16 protein-coding genes are annotated in these 16,573 nt (G+C 50.7%); 15 read left to right on the forward strand and 1 reads right to left on the reverse strand.

Going from position 1 to position 16,573, the window contains the following annotated elements; genetic code table 11:
• The first annotated feature begins 234 nt into the window (after positions 1 to 234).
• From aroK to trpS, 7 genes are all read left to right on the forward strand, one after another.
• Entirely contained in the window at positions 235 to 756 is a 522-nt protein-coding gene (aroK, locus tag ACKPVM_RS08365; RefSeq protein ID WP_409308543.1) for a shikimate kinase AroK, read from the forward strand.
• Positions 757 to 828: 72 nt separating this feature from the next.
• Positions 829 to 1,914 carry a 3-dehydroquinate synthase gene (gene aroB / locus ACKPVM_RS08370; RefSeq protein WP_409308545.1) on the forward strand — a complete coding sequence of 362 codons (1,086 nt, stop codon included), beginning with the start codon at positions 829 to 831 and terminating at the stop codon, positions 1,912 to 1,914.
• Between the two features lie 151 nt (positions 1,915 to 2,065).
• Positions 2,066 to 3,043, forward strand: a complete 978-nt coding sequence (locus tag ACKPVM_RS08375) for an SPOR domain-containing protein (RefSeq protein ID WP_409308547.1) — start codon at positions 2,066 to 2,068, stop codon at positions 3,041 to 3,043.
• Between the two features lie 79 nt (positions 3,044 to 3,122).
• Positions 3,123 to 3,935: an adenine-specific DNA-methyltransferase gene (dam, locus tag ACKPVM_RS08380; protein ID WP_409308549.1), complete on the forward strand. Its 813-nt coding sequence runs from the start codon at positions 3,123 to 3,125 to the stop codon at positions 3,933 to 3,935.
• A 64-nt stretch (positions 3,936 to 3,999) separates the two neighbouring features.
• Positions 4,000 to 4,677, forward strand: a complete 678-nt coding sequence (gene rpe / locus ACKPVM_RS08385; RefSeq protein WP_409308550.1) for a ribulose-phosphate 3-epimerase — start codon at positions 4,000 to 4,002, stop codon at positions 4,675 to 4,677.
• Positions 4,670 to 5,374, forward strand: coding sequence for a phosphoglycolate phosphatase (locus tag ACKPVM_RS08390; protein WP_409308551.1), 705 nt, complete (start codon positions 4,670 to 4,672; stop codon positions 5,372 to 5,374). The genes rpe and ACKPVM_RS08390 overlap by 8 nt, the downstream gene beginning before the upstream one ends.
• Positions 5,371 to 6,375 carry a tryptophan--tRNA ligase gene (gene trpS, locus ACKPVM_RS08395; protein WP_409308553.1) on the forward strand — a complete coding sequence of 335 codons (1,005 nt, stop codon included), beginning with the start codon at positions 5,371 to 5,373 and terminating at the stop codon, positions 6,373 to 6,375. The genes ACKPVM_RS08390 and trpS overlap by 4 nt, the downstream gene beginning before the upstream one ends.
• A 71-nt stretch (positions 6,376 to 6,446) precedes the next feature.
• Here trpS and cysG read toward each other — a convergent pair whose 3' ends face one another.
• Positions 6,447 to 7,826: a siroheme synthase CysG gene (cysG, locus tag ACKPVM_RS08400; RefSeq protein ID WP_409308555.1), complete on the reverse strand. Its 1,380-nt coding sequence runs from the start codon at positions 7,824 to 7,826 to the stop codon at positions 6,447 to 6,449.
• Between the two features lie 545 nt (positions 7,827 to 8,371).
• Here cysG and ACKPVM_RS08405 point away from each other — a divergent pair.
• The 8 genes from ACKPVM_RS08405 to ACKPVM_RS08440 all read left to right on the forward strand — a co-directional run bounded on the left by ACKPVM_RS08405 (position 8,372) and on the right by ACKPVM_RS08440 (position 16,562).
• Positions 8,372 to 9,526 carry a mandelate racemase family protein gene (locus tag ACKPVM_RS08405; protein ID WP_409308557.1) on the forward strand — a complete coding sequence of 385 codons (1,155 nt, stop codon included), beginning with the start codon at positions 8,372 to 8,374 and terminating at the stop codon, positions 9,524 to 9,526.
• Positions 9,527 to 9,609: 83 nt separating this feature from the next.
• On the forward strand, positions 9,610 to 11,220 hold the full coding sequence (locus tag ACKPVM_RS08410; protein WP_409308659.1) for an ABC transporter substrate-binding protein: 1,611 nt from the start codon (positions 9,610 to 9,612) through the stop codon (positions 11,218 to 11,220).
• A 131-nt stretch (positions 11,221 to 11,351) separates the two neighbouring features.
• Positions 11,352 to 12,392, forward strand: a complete 1,041-nt coding sequence (locus tag ACKPVM_RS08415) for an ABC transporter permease (RefSeq protein WP_409308558.1) — start codon at positions 11,352 to 11,354, stop codon at positions 12,390 to 12,392.
• A gap of 38 nt (positions 12,393 to 12,430) precedes the next feature.
• Positions 12,431 to 13,312, forward strand: a complete 882-nt coding sequence (locus ACKPVM_RS08420) for an ABC transporter permease (RefSeq protein WP_319849998.1) — start codon at positions 12,431 to 12,433, stop codon at positions 13,310 to 13,312.
• Positions 13,284 to 14,171, forward strand: a complete 888-nt coding sequence (locus ACKPVM_RS08425) for an ABC transporter ATP-binding protein (RefSeq protein WP_409308560.1) — start codon at positions 13,284 to 13,286, stop codon at positions 14,169 to 14,171. Before ACKPVM_RS08420 ends, ACKPVM_RS08425 begins: the two co-directional genes overlap by 29 nt.
• A gap of 44 nt (positions 14,172 to 14,215) precedes the next feature.
• Positions 14,216 to 14,992, forward strand: coding sequence for an ABC transporter ATP-binding protein (locus ACKPVM_RS08430; protein WP_409308660.1), 777 nt, complete (start codon positions 14,216 to 14,218; stop codon positions 14,990 to 14,992).
• Between the two features lie 206 nt (positions 14,993 to 15,198).
• On the forward strand, positions 15,199 to 15,771 hold the full coding sequence (gene ppiA / locus ACKPVM_RS08435; RefSeq protein ID WP_409308562.1) for a peptidylprolyl isomerase A: 573 nt from the start codon (positions 15,199 to 15,201) through the stop codon (positions 15,769 to 15,771).
• Between the two features lie 215 nt (positions 15,772 to 15,986).
• The gene (locus ACKPVM_RS08440; protein ID WP_409308563.1) at positions 15,987 to 16,562 is read left to right on the forward strand and encodes an aminodeoxychorismate synthase component II; all 576 of its coding nucleotides are present in this window, start codon (positions 15,987 to 15,989) and stop codon (positions 16,560 to 16,562) included.
• The last annotated feature ends 11 nt before the right edge of the window (positions 16,563 to 16,573 follow it).

Here is a 16,573-nt window from a genome sequence, read left to right on the forward strand (position 1 = left end):
GCGAATTGAGCACAAGAAGTGTTGTTCCACCGAAAATGTCGATAAAACATACTACCTTACCTGCTTAGGCAAGGTGGGGCATTTTATTCGGTTGCCAAACTACCCTGAGTATTGAGATAATTTTTTGTCTGATTCTCGCACTATCGCTCATGAGGTTTCAGTTTAGGTCCCGCCGCTGGGTTGATTGGCGGGGCGGGTTATCATTAACGAATTGTCTTAGTAATACCAAAAAACATGGCAGAGAAACGCAATATCTTTCTGGTTGGGCCTATGGGTGCCGGCAAAAGCACTATTGGCCGTCAGTTAGCTCAGCAACTCAATATGGAGTTTTTCGACTCTGATCAAGAAATTGAGCGACGTACCGGGGCTGATGTGGGCTGGGTGTTCGATCTGGAAGGCGAAGAAGGCTTTCGCGATCGAGAAGAGAAAATCATTAATGAATTGACGGAAAAGCAAGGCATTGTTCTGGCGACAGGCGGTGGCTCGGTCAAGTCTCGTGAAACACGTAATCGTCTTTCCGCACGTGGTGTTGTCGTATACCTGGAAACGACGATCGAGAAGCAACTCGCCCGTACACAGCGCGATAAGAAGCGTCCGTTGCTTCAGGTTGAATCACCGCCGCGTGAAGTGCTGGAAGAGTTGGCGAGAGAGCGGAATCCTCTGTATGAGGAAATCGCCGATGTCACGATCCGTACTGACGAACAAAGCGCCAAGGTGGTTGCTAACCAGATCATTAATATGTTGGAAAACAACTGATTATCTGGCAGACAACTGAGTGCAACGCATGATGTTCTATCATGCTGATTTTGAACAGGCTATTAAACGAGCATGGAAAGAATTACCGTAACATTAGCGGAACGTAGTTATCCTATTACGATAGCCGCCGGATTGTTTAATGATTCGGCTTCTTTTATGCCGTTGAAAGCAGGAGATCAGGCCATGCTGGTAACCAACCAGACACTGGCCCCTCTTTATCTTGAGCATGTACGCCGTGTGCTGGAACAAAGCGGCGTACATGTCGATCAGGTCATTTTACCGGATGGCGAGAAGTATAAATCGTTGACCATATTGGATCAGGTTTTTACTGCATTACTCGCCAAACCACATGGCCGTGATACGACTATTGTCGCTTTGGGTGGCGGTGTTATTGGCGATCTTGCCGGTTTTGCTGCCGCAAGTTATCAACGCGGCGTTCGCTTTATTCAAGTGCCTACTACGCTACTGTCACAGGTTGATTCTTCTGTCGGCGGTAAAACGGCGGTGAATCATCCGCTGGGCAAAAATATGATCGGCGCTTTCTATCAGCCTGCTTCTGTTGTCATTGATCTGGATTGCCTGAAGACCTTACCCGCTCGTGAACTGTCATCTGGCCTCGCGGAAGTCATTAAGTACGGCATTATTCTCGATCGTGATTTCTTTCTCTGGCTGGAGGAGAATATTGATGCGGTGTGTTCACTACAACATGATGCATTGGCATACTGTATCCGCCGTTGTTGTGAACTGAAAGCGGCGGTTGTCGCGGCAGATGAACGTGAAAACGGCATGCGTGCGTTATTGAATCTTGGGCACACGTATGGTCACGCGATCGAAGCTGAAATGGGTTATGGGAACTGGTTGCACGGTGAGGCGGTCGCTGCTGGTATGGTCATGGCATCGTATGCTGCTCACCGTCTTGGGCAATTGACGACCGATGATATTGAACGAATCAAAGCACTGCTAGTACGGGCTGGTTTACCTGTCCGTGGGCCGGAGCAGATGTCACCAGAATCTTACCTTCCCCACATGATGCGAGATAAAAAAGTGCTGGCGGGTGAGTTGCGCCTTGTACTGCCGACATCAATTGGCCATTCAGAAGTCCGTGGTGGCGTAGCGCATGACATTGTGTTGGCGTCGATAACTGATTGTCTAGCCTGAGTGTTTTCTGTCGTATTAACGAAATAACTAAGTGTTAACGACAGATGAACGCTGATGGTTTATGGTTAATAAAATAAAATGCATTATGATTTAACAATTCGTCACGGAGAGAATGTCGCGAATTTTAGTTTTTTCAGTTGGGGGGTTTTAAATGGATGAGTTTAAGCCGGAAGATGAGCTGAAGCCTGATACCAGCGATCGTCGACCCACTCGTCATCAAAGAAGTAGCCGCTTTTCTGCTCCGAAAATAGCATTATCCAGACAACACCTGATGATTGGTATCGGGATTTTGGTGTTGGTATTGCTGATTATCGGTATTGGTTCTGCGTTACAGGCACCTTCTCAACCAGGAACATCCCAGGCCCAAAGCAGTGGTGAAAAGAGTATCGATCTCTCTTCATCTTCTTCTGTGGCACAAAACCCACCGCTTTCGGCTCCGGTTGAAAATCCAGTCGCTGTATCCGGTGATGCCCCCCAAACTCCGCAGACGCTAAGTGCACCACCGATTTCTGGTACGCCAACGGATGCAGTTGTTCAACCGCAACCGAGTGGTCAGCAGCGTATTGAGTTACCGGGAAATATGGCAGACGCGCTTTCTCAGCAGCAAGGCCGCGTGAATGAATTTTCTCAGGGAGCGACAGGAACTAGTCTGCCATCGGCACCTGCTACGTTGGCTCCATCGGCGAAAACGCCTGTGCGTAATAATGTACCTGCGGGGAAAAATACTCACAGCGCCAGCACAACTCACGCAAATGGAAAACCGGTCACGCAGACACCATCGAAAGTGGCGACTCCTACAGTGACCAGTAAGCCTGCGAGCACGAGTCACGCAACGGCAACAGCATCAGGCGGCTCAATACAAAGTGCGCCAGCCAGTGCTTTTACATTGCAACTGAGTAGTGCATCCCGTTCTGATACCCTGAAGGCTTATGCGAAGCAGCATAATCTTGCTCATTCTTGGGTTTATGAAACGAAACGCGACGGAAAATCCTGGTATGTGTTAGTGACCGGTGTGTACGCTTCTTCCGCCGAAGCAAAACAGGCGATAGCAACATTGCCTGCTGATGTACAAGCAAAAAAACCATGGGTTAAGCCGATCCGTCAGGTGAAGCAGGACTTGAATAAGTAACACCAATTTTAGCCCTGATGTGCTGTCTGACACAGAGTACAATCCGTGGCTCTGAAACGTATGAGTAACTAACGACGGCATGAAGAAAAACCGCGCTTTTTTAAAATGGGCTGGTGGTAAATATCCGCTGGTAGAAGAGATTCGTCGCTATTTACCAGCAGGAGACTGCCTTATCGAGCCCTTTGTTGGTGCGGGTTCTGTATTCCTGAATACAGAGTACGACAACTACATATTGGCAGATATCAATAGCGACCTGATCAACCTGTATAATATCGTTAAGTCAAATACTGACGAATTTGTACGTGATTCTCGTAAGTTATTTACTGAGGAAGTCAATACATCAACGACGTTCTATCTGTTACGCGAAGAGTTCAACCTGTGTACGGATGCCTATCGTCGAGCGGTATTGTTCCTTTATCTGAACCGTCATTGCTATAACGGTCTGTGCCGCTATAACATGCGCGGCGAATTCAATGTACCGTTCGGACGTTACAAGAAACCTTATTTCCCCGAAGAGGAAATTCGCTGGTTTGCGTTCAAGGCTAAGAGCGCGACGTTTGTTTGCGAGCACTATAATCAGACGTTGACAAAAGCGGAGCCGGGTTCTGTTATTTATTGCGATCCGCCTTATGCCCCCTTGTCGGCAACCGCAAATTTCACGGCTTATCACACCAATAACTTCAATCATGTCGATCAACAGAATCTGGCCAGATTGGCGCATCGTCTGTCGGTTGAGAGCCAAATCCCTGTGTTGATTTCCAATCACGATACGGTACTGACCCGTGAATGGTATCAGGATGCGTCACTTTATGTGGTTAAAGCGCGTCGAACCATTAGTCGTAATATTCTGGGTCGTAGTAAAGTAAACGAATTGCTGGCGCTGTATTGTTAACTCATTTTTGTTAAAGCAGAAAATCCGGTAGCGGAAGCTCAGACTCTATCGTTTGGAGAATCGAATGAAACCGTTTTTAATCGCCCCATCTATTTTATCGGCTGATTTTGCCCGACTCGGTGAAGATACTGCCAATGTGTTGGCCGCCGGAGCCGATGTCGTGCACTTTGATGTGATGGACAATCATTATGTCCCGAATCTGACTATCGGTCCCCTGGTGCTGAAATCGTTACGAGACTATGGGATAACGGCCCCGATTGATGTTCATCTGATGGTGAAACCGGTCGATCGTATTATTCCTGATTTTGCCAAAGCCGGGGCGAGCTTTATCACTTTCCATCCCGAAGGATCGGAACATATCGATCGCTCTTTACAGTTAATCAAAGATCTTGGCTGTAAAGCAGGACTGGTTTTCAACCCGGCGACACCGCTAAGTTACCTCGATTACGTCATGGATAAGCTGGATATCATTTTGCTGATGTCCGTGAATCCGGGCTTTGGTGGTCAATCCTTTATTCCAGGAACGTTGGATAAATTACGTCAGGTACGCAAGTTGATTGACGACAGCGGGTATGACATCCGGCTTGAAGTAGATGGCGGAGTTAAGGTTGATAACATTAGCGCTATTGCGGCGGCGGGAGCGGATATGTTTGTCGCGGGGTCGGCAATTTTTAGCGCACCTGATTACCGTGCGGTTATTGAACAGATGCGTGGTGAATTGGCTAAGGTGAACCATGACTGACATGATGTCGATCCGTGGGCTGGCATTCGATTTGGATGGCACGTTGATTAATAGTCTACCGGGGTTGGCGGCAGCGGTGGATAAAACGCTCGAAGCTCTTTCTCTTCCGGCTGCGGGTGACGCGAAAGTCGCTACCTGGATTGGCAATGGTGCGGACGTGTTGGTTGAACGGGCATTGCGTTGGGCTGGTATTGAACCCACGGCACAGTGTCTGAATGAAACCCGGGCCTTGTTCGATCGCTATTACGCTGAAACGGTTGACAGCGGTAGTTCGCTTTTCCCACAGGTGAAGGAAACATTAGCGCATTTGGCCCAGCAGGGAGTACCAATGGCGGTCGTGACCAATAAACCGACGCCGTTCGTCGCACCGCTGTTGTCTGAACTGGGGATCGGTGAATACTTTTCGCTTATCATCGGTGGCGATGATGTTATCGTGAAAAAACCGCACCCTGCGCCATTGTACCTAGTGCTAGGTAAACTGGGGCTACACGCCAGTGAATTGCTGTTTGTCGGCGATTCTCGCAATGATATACAGGCCTCTCAGGCGGCCGGTTGTCCCTGTGTCGGTATGACTTATGGCTATAACTATGGTGAAGCGATCGAACTGAGTCATCCAGATATCGTGCTGGATCGTTTTGCCGATATTTTGCCCCTAATCGGGCCGTCATCTTCAAAAAATCAGGAACCCTTAGTATGAGCAAACCCATTGTATTTAGCGGAGCACAACCGTCTGGTGAATTGACCATTGGTAACTACATGGGGGCGCTACGTCAGTGGGTGAATATGCAAGATGATTACGATTGCATCTATTGCATTGTTGACCTGCATGCTATTACGGTTCGTCAGGATCCGCATGCGCTGAGAAAAGCGACGCTGGATACGCTGGCGCTCTATCTGGCTTGTGGCATCGATCCGAAAAAGAGCACCATTTTTGTTCAGTCCCATGTGCCTGAGCACAGCCAACTGAGCTGGATCCTGAACTGCTATGCGTATTTCGGCGAACTGAGCCGCATGACGCAGTTCAAGGATAAATCCGCGCGTTATGAAGAGAATATCAACGCGGGTCTGTTCGATTACCCAGTATTGATGGCGGCGGATATCCTGCTGTATCAAACGAATCAAGTGCCTGTAGGCGAAGATCAGAAACAGCATCTGGAACTGAGCCGCGACGTCGGTCAGCGCTTTAACGGTCTGTATGGCGACATTTTCAAAGTGCCGGAGCCGTTCATTCCAAAATCCGGTGCGCGCGTGATGTCGTTGCTGGAACCGACCAAGAAGATGTCCAAGTCTGACGATAACCGTAATAACGTGATCGGACTGCTGGAAGATCCGAAGTCGGTAGTGAAGAAGATCAAACGTGCCGTGACGGATTCTGACGAGCCGCCAGTCGTTCGCTATGACGTGGCGAATAAAGCGGGAGTATCGAACCTGTTGGATATTCTGTCTGGCGTGACGGGTAAAACCATCCCAGAACTGGAACAGGAATTTAGCGGCCAGATGTATGGTCACCTGAAAGGTGCGGTAGCGGATGCTGTCTCCGGTATGCTGTCTGAACTGCAAGAACGCTATCACCGTTTCCGTAACGATGAAGCTTTCCTGCAACAGGTTATGCGTGAAGGCGCGGAAAAAGCGAGTGCCCGTGCGCAGGAAACCTTGAAGAAAGTGTACGATGCGGTTGGATTTGTTTCTCGCCCGTAAACGTGAAAATCATCAGGAGGCCATGGCCTCCTGATTCAGTTCATCCTCAAGGCATCGTGACTCGGAGTGTATTACTCGGATGTATGGGCAAACCAGTCCAGTTTTTCTCTCAGACCAACGACGCTGCCTATGATAATCAGGCTTGGGCTCGCCGCCTGTTTTGCCAGCTCGCTAAGCTGTGAAAGCTGACCAGTAAAGACGCGTTGAGTAGGCGATGTCCCATTTTCAATTATTGCCACCGGGATCGTCTCGGGCAATTGCTGTTCCAGCAAGTTACTCTGGATATGTTCTGCTTGCTGAAGTCCCATATAGAACACCAGCGTTTGTTTTTCTCCCGCAAGGCTAGACCAGTCGAGTTCGGAATCATGTCGAACGTGGCCGGTGATCAGCCTTACGCCTTGAGAGTGATTGCGATGAGTGAGTGGAATACCGCTGTAAGCTGCACAGCCAGAGGCCGCGGTAATGCCAGGTACCACGGAAAAAGGAATGCCCGCCTGCTGTAAATGTTCTAACTCTTCCGCTCCGCGGCCAAAAATAAAAGGATCTCCACCTTTTAGGCGAACCACTCGTTTACCGGCTCGTGCTTTTTCTTCCAGAAGCTGGTTAATCTGCTCCTGTGGGATAGTGTGATAACCAGACGTTTTACCGACAAAGATACGCTCTGCCTCGCGTCGGATCAGGTTTACTATCTCGCTGGAGACGAGTCGGTCATAAACGACAACGTCAGCCTGCTGTAATTGTTGTAAGGCTTTGAGTGTGAGCAGTCCAACATCTCCGGGGCCAGCACCGACCAGCACCACTTCGCCTTTGTCATCCAGTGGGGCGGAAAAAAGCTGTTCGGTTAACTGCTGTTCGCTGACCGGGTCGTTATTTGCCAGCGCTTGTGCCAACCTATCGTGTGCGAAGAGTTTTTCCCAGAATCGGCGGCGAGAGCCTGCGTGTTGAAAACGGTTTTGTACACGTTGTCGCAACCTTCCTGCCAGAGAAGCCAATTTCCCAAGATGTTGGGGCAATGTGCTTTCCAGTTTTTCACGTAGCAGTCGTGCCAGAACCGGTGCGTTACCACCAGACGATACCGCAACCATTAAAGGAGAACGATCGATGATTGAAGGCATGATAAAACTTGCATTTTGTGCGTCGTCGACCACATTGCAAAAAATACGTCGAGCAGTGGCGCATTCATAAACTAGCTGATTAACCTCATGGTCATTGGTCGCCGCAATTGCCAGCCATACGTGATTTAGTAATGCGGGATTAAAACTTTCCTGCGCCAGTGTGACCCGTCCTTCTGCCTGCCAGGCGATAAACTGTACATTGAAGCTGATGGCGTTCACCGTGACAATCGCTCCTGCCTCTAACAGTAAACGGGCTTTTCGTTCAGCAATTTCCCCTCCGCCTACCAATAAACAGTGTTTATCGTGTAACTGACAGAATATTGGCAGGTAATCCATGTGTGCCTCTTCTCAGGTTAAGAGCCACCACCGCAATGGTCGAAGGCAGCTTATTGATTCGGTGACGGCGTTCAACGCCCTTTAAAAAACAACGGCCTAATTTGTACATGGCTATTGATCATATCGGTTTGATATATCGCAACGGATTGTGTTTTGTCTTTGTGATAACGCTCTGGGGTAAGCGAGAGGGCCATGCTACCGCAGCAGGATGTAAGCAAATATGATTTTTCTGGTGATAATGCTCACAATATTATGTGCAATTGCATAATTATCCGCGACATAATTTCTTTATATGAAAGAAGTTGCCTAATGACTAACGCTACAACAACCTTAATAATTGAAAGTAAAACACCATTTTTTTTTAATTAGCACGTGGTTTCTTTTTTGTGATGTCGATCGCCTTATATGGTCGAACCAGAAGAATACCAGCGTTTTTTATCTACCTATTCCAGCGCATACAGCAGAGTTATTCTTTAATGATTAATGCGGTTTAGTACCGCAAATTGTGTACATGAGTTGTGTTAAACATCGAGGCAGGTAATAACGTGAAAATAGAATCAATTGATGTCACCGTCTTTCATTATCCCACTCGTCGGGTTTCCGATAGTGCAGGCCATTCACACCCGGGACCTGAAAATCAGGCCAAGATGGCGCTGTTAACCATCACGGCAGATGACGGCCAAAAAGGTTACGCTTTTGCTCCGCCGGAAGTGGTTCGTCCTCATATTGTTAATGCTTTCTTCCGCAAGGTGCTGATTGGGCAAAATCCGTTCGATCGTGAGCGCCTCTGGCAGGATCTGGTGCACTGGCAGCGTGGTAGCGCTAACCAATTGACCGATCGTGCACTGTCGATTGTCGAGTCCGCTTTGTGGGATCTGCAAGGTCGAGCATTGAACATGCCGGTGCATAAACTGCTCGGCGGCTATCGTGAAAAAGTCCCGGCTTATGGCAGCACCATGTGTGGTGACGAACTGGAAGGTGGCTTATCGACGCCGGAGGAATACGGTCAATTTGCCGAAAAGCTGGTGCAGCGCGGCTATAAAGCCATCAAGTTGCATACCTGGATGCCACCAGTGTCGTTCGCCCCTAGCCCGAAAATGGACGTGAAAGCCTGTGCCGCAGTACGTGAAGCCGTCGGCCCTGATATCTGCCTGATGCTGGATGGTTACCACTGGTACAGCCGCAGTGATGCGCTGTATATCGGCCGTGAACTACAAAAGCTCGATTTCACCTGGTTTGAAGAACCGATGGAAGAACAGAGCATGGCGTCTTACAGCTGGCTGACCAAGAGCCTGGATATTGATGTTATCGGGCCGGAAAGCCTGTCAGGGAAATACTTCAGCCGTGCTGACTGGGTGAAAGAAGGCGCCTGTGACATTTTACGCGCGGGTGTGCAGGGTGTTGGCGGTCTCTGGCCGTGTCTGAAAGTCGCTAGCCTGGCGGAATCCTTCGGTATGGATTGTGAAATTCACGGTAACGGCGCGCCAAACCTCAACGTCGTTGGGGCGATCAAAAACTGCCGCTGGTATGAGCGCGGTCTGCTGCATCCTTTCCTCGATTACGATGAACCTGCTGCTTATCTGAATTCCATTGTCGATCCGATGGATAACGAGGGTTTTGTGCATCTGCCGCAACGTCCGGGGCTGGGAGAAGACATTAATTTTGACTGGATTGAGGAGCACACCCTAAGCAAAGAGTAAATTTTCGCCCGATCTGAAAGATTGTATTCCCTAAAAAATAAAAAGTTGTCGTCTTCCACGCTTCCAATACCTGGAGAAGAATGATGAAAGCACGCGCAATACTCCGTACCCTGCTGTTAGGTTCACTCTGCATGGCTGCTACGCCAGCCATTCTATCGGCAAAAACGCCTGACGATCAGCTGATTGTCGGGATGAATATGAACAACATGCTCTCACTTGACCCGGCCGCTATGACCGGTAATGAGGTGGTGGGCATTATCGTTAACCTTTATGACTCACTGGTGGTGCTGGACCCCGCGAACCTGAGCAACATTCTGCCTTCTCTGGCGAAAAGCTGGAGCGTCAGTGATGACGGTAAGGTCATTACGTTCAATCTGGTGGATAACGCCAAATTCCATTCCGGCAACCCCGTGACGGCGCAAGATTTCGCCTGGTCGATGAAGCGTCTGCTCAACCTCAACATGGCGCAGGCTACCACGTGGAAATCCTACGGTTTCACGGCGGAAAACGTGGAGAAAATGATCCGTGCCAAAGATGACCATACCGTTGAAATCGAGTTGCCAAAACCGAACGACCCTAAACTGGTGATCTACTCACTGGCAACGTTGGGCAGTGGTTCGGTGCTGGACAGCAAAACCGTCATGAAGCATGAGAAAAATGGCGACTGGGGCAATGGCTGGCTGACCACCAATGAAGCGGGTTCTGGCCCGTTCAAGCTGGACGTGTGGCAGGCGAAAGACGTGCTGCGCATCAGTAAAGTGGAGAACAACTGGCAGGGCGACGCCAAAATGCGGCGTGTGATTTTCCGCCATATGACAGAATCACAGGCGCTGCGCCTGATGATTGAAAAAGGCGACATTGACGTGGCTTCTGGGATGTCGGTGCCGGATATCAATGCGCTGAAGCAAGATAAAGACGTTGTGGTTGATGAGGTGAAAAAAGGCACGCTGTACTACGTGGCAATGAGTCTGAAAAATGAAGACTTTGCTAAACCGAAAGTGCGTGAAGCGGTTCGTTATCTCATTGATTACGATGGCATCAATAAGACTGTTATGCCGGGCTATGGTTTTTATCATCAGCGTCCGATTCAGGCTGGTATGGATGCCACGTTGCCTAATCCCGGTTACAAACTGGACGTACCCCGTGCTAAGGCTCTGCTGGCTGAGGCTGGCTACCCCAATGGATTTGAAACTACACTGCGTGTTCTCTCCGATCAGCCGTTCCTGAACCTGGCGACATCGGTGCAGTCCACGCTGGCACAGGCGGGCATCAAAGCCAAAATCATCTCCGGTACCGGTAATCAGGTTTACGGCGCGATGCGCGATCGTAACTTCGATATGCTGGTTGGCCGCGGTGGTGGTGGCGTTGACCCGCACCCTCACTCCAGCCTGCGTTCTGTTGTTTACAATCCGAATAACAGCGACGAAGCCAAACTGACCAACTTCCAGGGCTGGCGCACCTCTTTCTACGATAAACCCTTGAACGACATGATCGATCAGGCGTTGTTAGAGAAAGATCCTCAGAAACAGAAGCAGATGTATATCGACGTACAGAATCGTTATGAAGAACTGTTCCCGGCCATTATTCCGGTGTCGCAGATGATTGATTCTGTGGTGTTGCGTAAGGACGTGAAAGGCTATGTGCCGCATCCGTCTTCCACGACGCATCTGCGCGAGGTGTATAAACAGCGCTAGTGTCCATACGTTAAACCGGATGATTAGCCGACACGTTTTTGGCTAATCATCCCGATCGGATACGTTAAAAAAGATAACCGCGTGAGTGGTGGCTTGCTGTCGCCGCTAACCAGGATATCGGGAGAAAGATCATGGTTTTGTCTGATTGGATCAAGCCGGGTGGAGTACTGCGTCGTTTGGCAAAACGTCTGTTGCAGGTGATCGTCACGCTGTTCGGGTTATTGATCCTGACCTTCGTGATCGGCCGCGTGATGCCAATCGATCCCGTTCTGGCGATTGTCGGGCAGGATGCCGACCAAAGTACCTATCAACAGGTTTACCAACAGCTTGGGTTGGATAAGCCACTGTATGTGCAGTTCTTTATTTACTTCAATTCTCTGATGCATGGGGATCTGGGCAATGCGCTCCTGACCGGACGACCGGTGATGGATGACATTATTCGCGTCTTCCCGGCAACCGTTGAGTTGGCGACGATGGCGATTATCGTCGGTGCGGGTCTGGGTGTGCCGCTCGGTGTGCTGGCTGCGGCGCGACGAGGCAAGTGGGCGGATTACGTGGTGCGTTTTATCAGTCTGGCCGGTTATTCCACCCCGATATTTTGGGTCGGGATGATGGGGCTGCTGGTGTTCTATGCCTGGCTGAACTGGGTCGGTGGTGCCGGACGGGTGGATATGGCTTACGACGGTCTGGTGGAAAACCGTACCGGTCTGCTGCTGGTGGATTCGCTGCTGGCGGGTGAGTGGGATGTATTCCGCAGCGCACTGAATCATCTGGTGCTGCCGGCCACGATTCTCGGTTTCCACTCGCTGGCCTATATCAGCCGTATGACGCGCAGCTTCATGCTGGCGCAGCTTTCACAGGAATACATTATTACCGCACGAGTGAAAGGGCTATCTGAGTTCCGTGTTGTCTGGGCGCACGCGTTTCGCAATATTCTGGTTCAGCTTCTGACGGTGGTCGCGCTGGCGTATGGCTCGCTGCTGGAAGGGGCGGTGCTGATTGAAACGGTCTTTTCATGGCCGGGCTTTGGTTCCTATCTGACAGGCAGCCTGCTGCTGGGGGATATGAACGCGGTGATGGGGTGTGTGCTGCTAGTTGGGTTGATCTTCGTGACGCTTAACCTGCTGTCGGACATGTTGTATCAAATCTTTGATCCGAGGACGAACGCATGAATATTTCCTCTGAGCAACCGGTCACTCGCGAATCGGTAATGCGGACACCGCCGGAAAAACGCGTGAGCCGCTTGCGGCTACGCGGGGCGCGAATCGGCGGGTTTCTCTTGACGATGCTGCGCAATCCGCTGACCGCGATTGGTTCTGCGATTGTGCTGATGTTGATGCTGGTTGCCATTTTCGCCCCGTGGATCGCCACGCACGATCCGTTGGTACAGGACTTGGCTAACGCGTTACAAGCCCCGAGTGCGGCGCACTACTTTGGCACTGACGAGTTTGGGCGCGATGTGTTTAGCCGTCTGGTCTATGGCTCACGTATCACGCTGTATATCGTGGCGCTGGTGTCCGTCACCGTTGGGCCTATCGGGCTGGCGCTGGGCGTGGTGGCTGGGTATTACGGCGGGATTGTCGATACCATCCTGATGCGTATCACCGATATCTTCATTTCGTTCCCCAGCCTGGTGTTGGCGCTGGCGTTCGTTGCGGCACTTGGCCCAGGTCTGGAGCATGTGGTGATTGCGATTACGCTGACGGCCTGGCCGCCGATTGCTCGTCTGGCAAGGGCGGAAACGCTGTCGCTGCGTCACGCGGACTTTGTGTCTGCCGTGAAGCTGCAAGGGGCATCGTCTATTCGCATCCTGCTGCACCACATTGTGCCGCTGTGTCTGCCGTCGGTGATTATTCGTATCACCATGAATATGGCGGGCATCATTCTGACCGCGGCGGGTCTGGGCTTTCTGGGGTTGGGGGCACAGCCGCCCGATCCTGAATGGGGCGCGATGATCTCTGCGGGTCGTCGTTACATGATGGAGTGCTGGTGGTTAGTAACTATTCCGGGGCTGGCGATTTTGATTAACAGCCTGGCGTTCAACTTCCTTGGAGACGGCCTACGTGACATCCTCGATCCCAGAACTGAATAAGTCTTCTCAACGTGTGCCGGGAAGCTCGCCCCTGATGGAAGTGGAAAATCTGCGGGTAAGCTTCGTGAACCGTGGTGCCGTGACAGATGCTGTGCGCGGTGTGTCCTTCACTTTGGGCTGTGAAAAGCTGGCGATTGTCGGTGAATCTGGCTCCGGCAAATCGACGGTCGGCCGTGCGTTGTTGCAACTGCATCCGCATAGCGCACGGATTACGGCGGATAAACTGCGTTTCGGCGATACCGACCTGCTGAAAGCGGATGAGGCGCGGATGCGTCAGATTCGCGGCAAGCGTATCTCCATGATTATGCAGGACCCAAAATATTCGTTGAACCCGGTAGTCTGCGTCGGCGATCAGATTGCCGAGGCCTATCTGGCGCACCATAAGGTGTCGCATCGCGAAGCGAAGGCAAAAGTCATGGCGATGCTGGACGTGGTGCGTATTCGTCAGCCAGAGCGTGTCTACAATTTGTATCCCCATGAAATTTCGGGCGGGCAGGGGCAGCGCATCATGATTGCGATGATGCTGATTACCGAACCCGAAATCGTGATTGCCGATGAACCAACCTCGGCGCTGGATGTGTCCGTGCGTTTGCAGGTGCTGGCGATGTTGGACGATCTGGTGAGTGAGCGTGGTTTAGGGCTGATTTTCATCAGTCACGACATCAATCTGGTGCGTAGCTTCTGCGATCGGGTGCTGGTGATGTATGCCGGACGTGTCGTGGAGTCGATTGCCGCCGCCGATCTGGACAACGCGCAGCATCCGTATACGCGCGGGTTGTTAAATTCACTGCCGGATATCGACAATCGACGTCCGCGCTTGCCAGTGATGAATCGCGATCCGGCCTGGATCAATGGATAAAGGGGATAATCATGGCAACTGAAGCAATGCATCAGCATAAGCCGATGATCGAAGTGAATAACCTGAATCTCTCGTTTGGTCAGGGCAGCACAGCGAATCAGGTGTTGTACGATGTGAATCTCACCGTCAATGATGGCGACATTTTTGGTCTGGTGGGTGAATCTGGTTCTGGTAAAACGACGGTGCTGAAGTGTCTGGCTGGGCTGTTTAATCATTGGGAAGGCGCGTTGGCGATCAACGGACAGAAGCTGGCGCACCGGATCGATCAGGCGCGTTGCCGTCAGGTGCAGATGGTGTTTCAGGATCCCTATGGGTCGCTGCATCCTCGTCATACGGTGGAATCCATTCTGGAAGAACCGCTGTCGATCCATCGCTTTGACGATCGTGACGATCGCATCGATAGCTTGCTGGATAAAGTGGGGTTGGGAACGCAATTTCGTCGCCGCTATCCGCATCAACTCTCTGGTGGGCAGCGCCAGCGCGTGGCGATTGCTCGGGCGCTGATTCTGGAACCGAGAGTGCTGCTGTTGGATGAGCCAACGTCGGCGCTGGATGTGTCGGTGCAGGCGGAAATTCTCAACCTGCTTATGGAGTTGCAGCAGCAGGAAAAGCTGACCTACCTGATGGTGACGCACGATTTGGGCGTGATTTCCCATTTGTGTCATAAAGTGGCGGTGATGCAGTACGGCAAGATACTGGAAACGCTGGAAACGGACGACCTGACCAGCGATGTGCCGAAGGATGCCTATACCTCAATGCTGGTGGATGCCAGTCGTCAGTACAGTCGCGATCTGGCGATACGCTCGGAGCGCATGGGCTAGATGCGTACGGACTAGATACGCTGCGCGATAATCATCATAGGGGCCGAGCAATCGGCCCTTTTTTTATCCTTTGCACAGGTTTTCGCTCACAGTTGGTTACGAACAGACTTTTATACGTAAAAAAAGGTAAATGGGTAGCGTTGAAGAGTGTGGATACTTACAATCACTACGCTTTCTGTAGTCGGCCTCTTCAAAAAGGAATTCTCATGTTCAAACGTACTCTGGTTGCCGCGGCAGCCCTTATTTCACTGACGGCATTTTCTCCCGCCTTTGCGGCTTCTGACACCACTACGCGTGTACTGTTGACGACGTCTGCGGGCAATATCGAACTGTCTTTAGATAATCAAAAAGCACCGATTTCGGTGAAAAATTTTGTTGAGTACGTTAACAACGGCTTTTACAACGGAACGACATTTCACCGTGTGATCCCTGGCTTTATGGTGCAGGGCGGTGGTTTTTCTGGCGAAATGAGCCAGAAAGCGACGAATGCGCCGATTAAGAATGAAGCCGATAACGGTCTGCGTAACCAACGCGGTACGATCTCGATGGCGCGTACCGCAGAGAAGGATAGCGCGACCAGCCAATTCTTTATCAACGTTGCAGACAATGCGTTCCTCGATCACGGCCAGCGTGATTTCGGCTACGCCGTGTTCGGTAAAGTGGTGAAGGGGATGGACGTTGTCGATAAGATTTCTCAGGTGCCAACGAAGAACGTCGGGCCTTATCAGAATGTGCCAACTGCGCCTATCGTGATTCAGTCGGCGAAAGTGCAGCCATGATAGATTATTGAGCCACTGAGAAAACCATAGAAGGCCACTTGCGTGGCCTTTTTTGATCGGTTTACTGGTGTAACCCCGGCGCTTCAGGAAGACATCAGCGTGATACGATGGATTATGGATACCATCGCTTGTACTCGTTCTTGCCTTATGAAAATGATGTCTAAATAATTGGCGAGTATTGAATCATTCTAAATTATCAATAAGTTAAATGAAATATGCTGCTAATTATCGATAACTATGACTCCTTTACCTACAACCTGTATCAATACTTCTGTGAGCTTGGTACGCAAGTTGTGGTGAAGCGTAATGATGAATTGACGTTGCAAGAGATTGAACGACTGGCACCAGAACGGCTGGTGATTTCTCCAGGGCCATGTACGCCGGATGAAGCCGGTATTTCGCTGGCCGCGATTCGACACTTTGCGGGTAAACTACCAATTCTAGGTGTATGTCTTGGGCATCAGGCGATGGGGCAGGGATTTGGTGCGCGAGTGGTGCGAGCGCGGCAGGTGATGCATGGGAAAACCTCGGCAATTGCACACAATGATACCGGTGTTTTTGCCGGTTTGGCTCAACCGCTGACGGTTACTCGTTATCATTCTCTTATTATTGAAGCTGCGTCGTTGCCCGATTGTTTTGAAGTTACGGCGTGGAGTGAACGTAACGGTGAACGTGATGAAATTATGGGGATCCGACATTGTTCACTGCCCTTAGAGGGAGTCCAGTTTCATCCTGAAAGTATCTTGAGTCAGCAGGGGCATCAGCTTCTGGATAATTTTCTTAAAATCTAAGCGTATAGAAA

The organism is Pectobacterium hainanensis, from assembly GCF_046237015.1.
Taxonomy (GTDB): Bacteria; Pseudomonadota; Gammaproteobacteria; order Enterobacterales; family Enterobacteriaceae; genus JBJYIN01.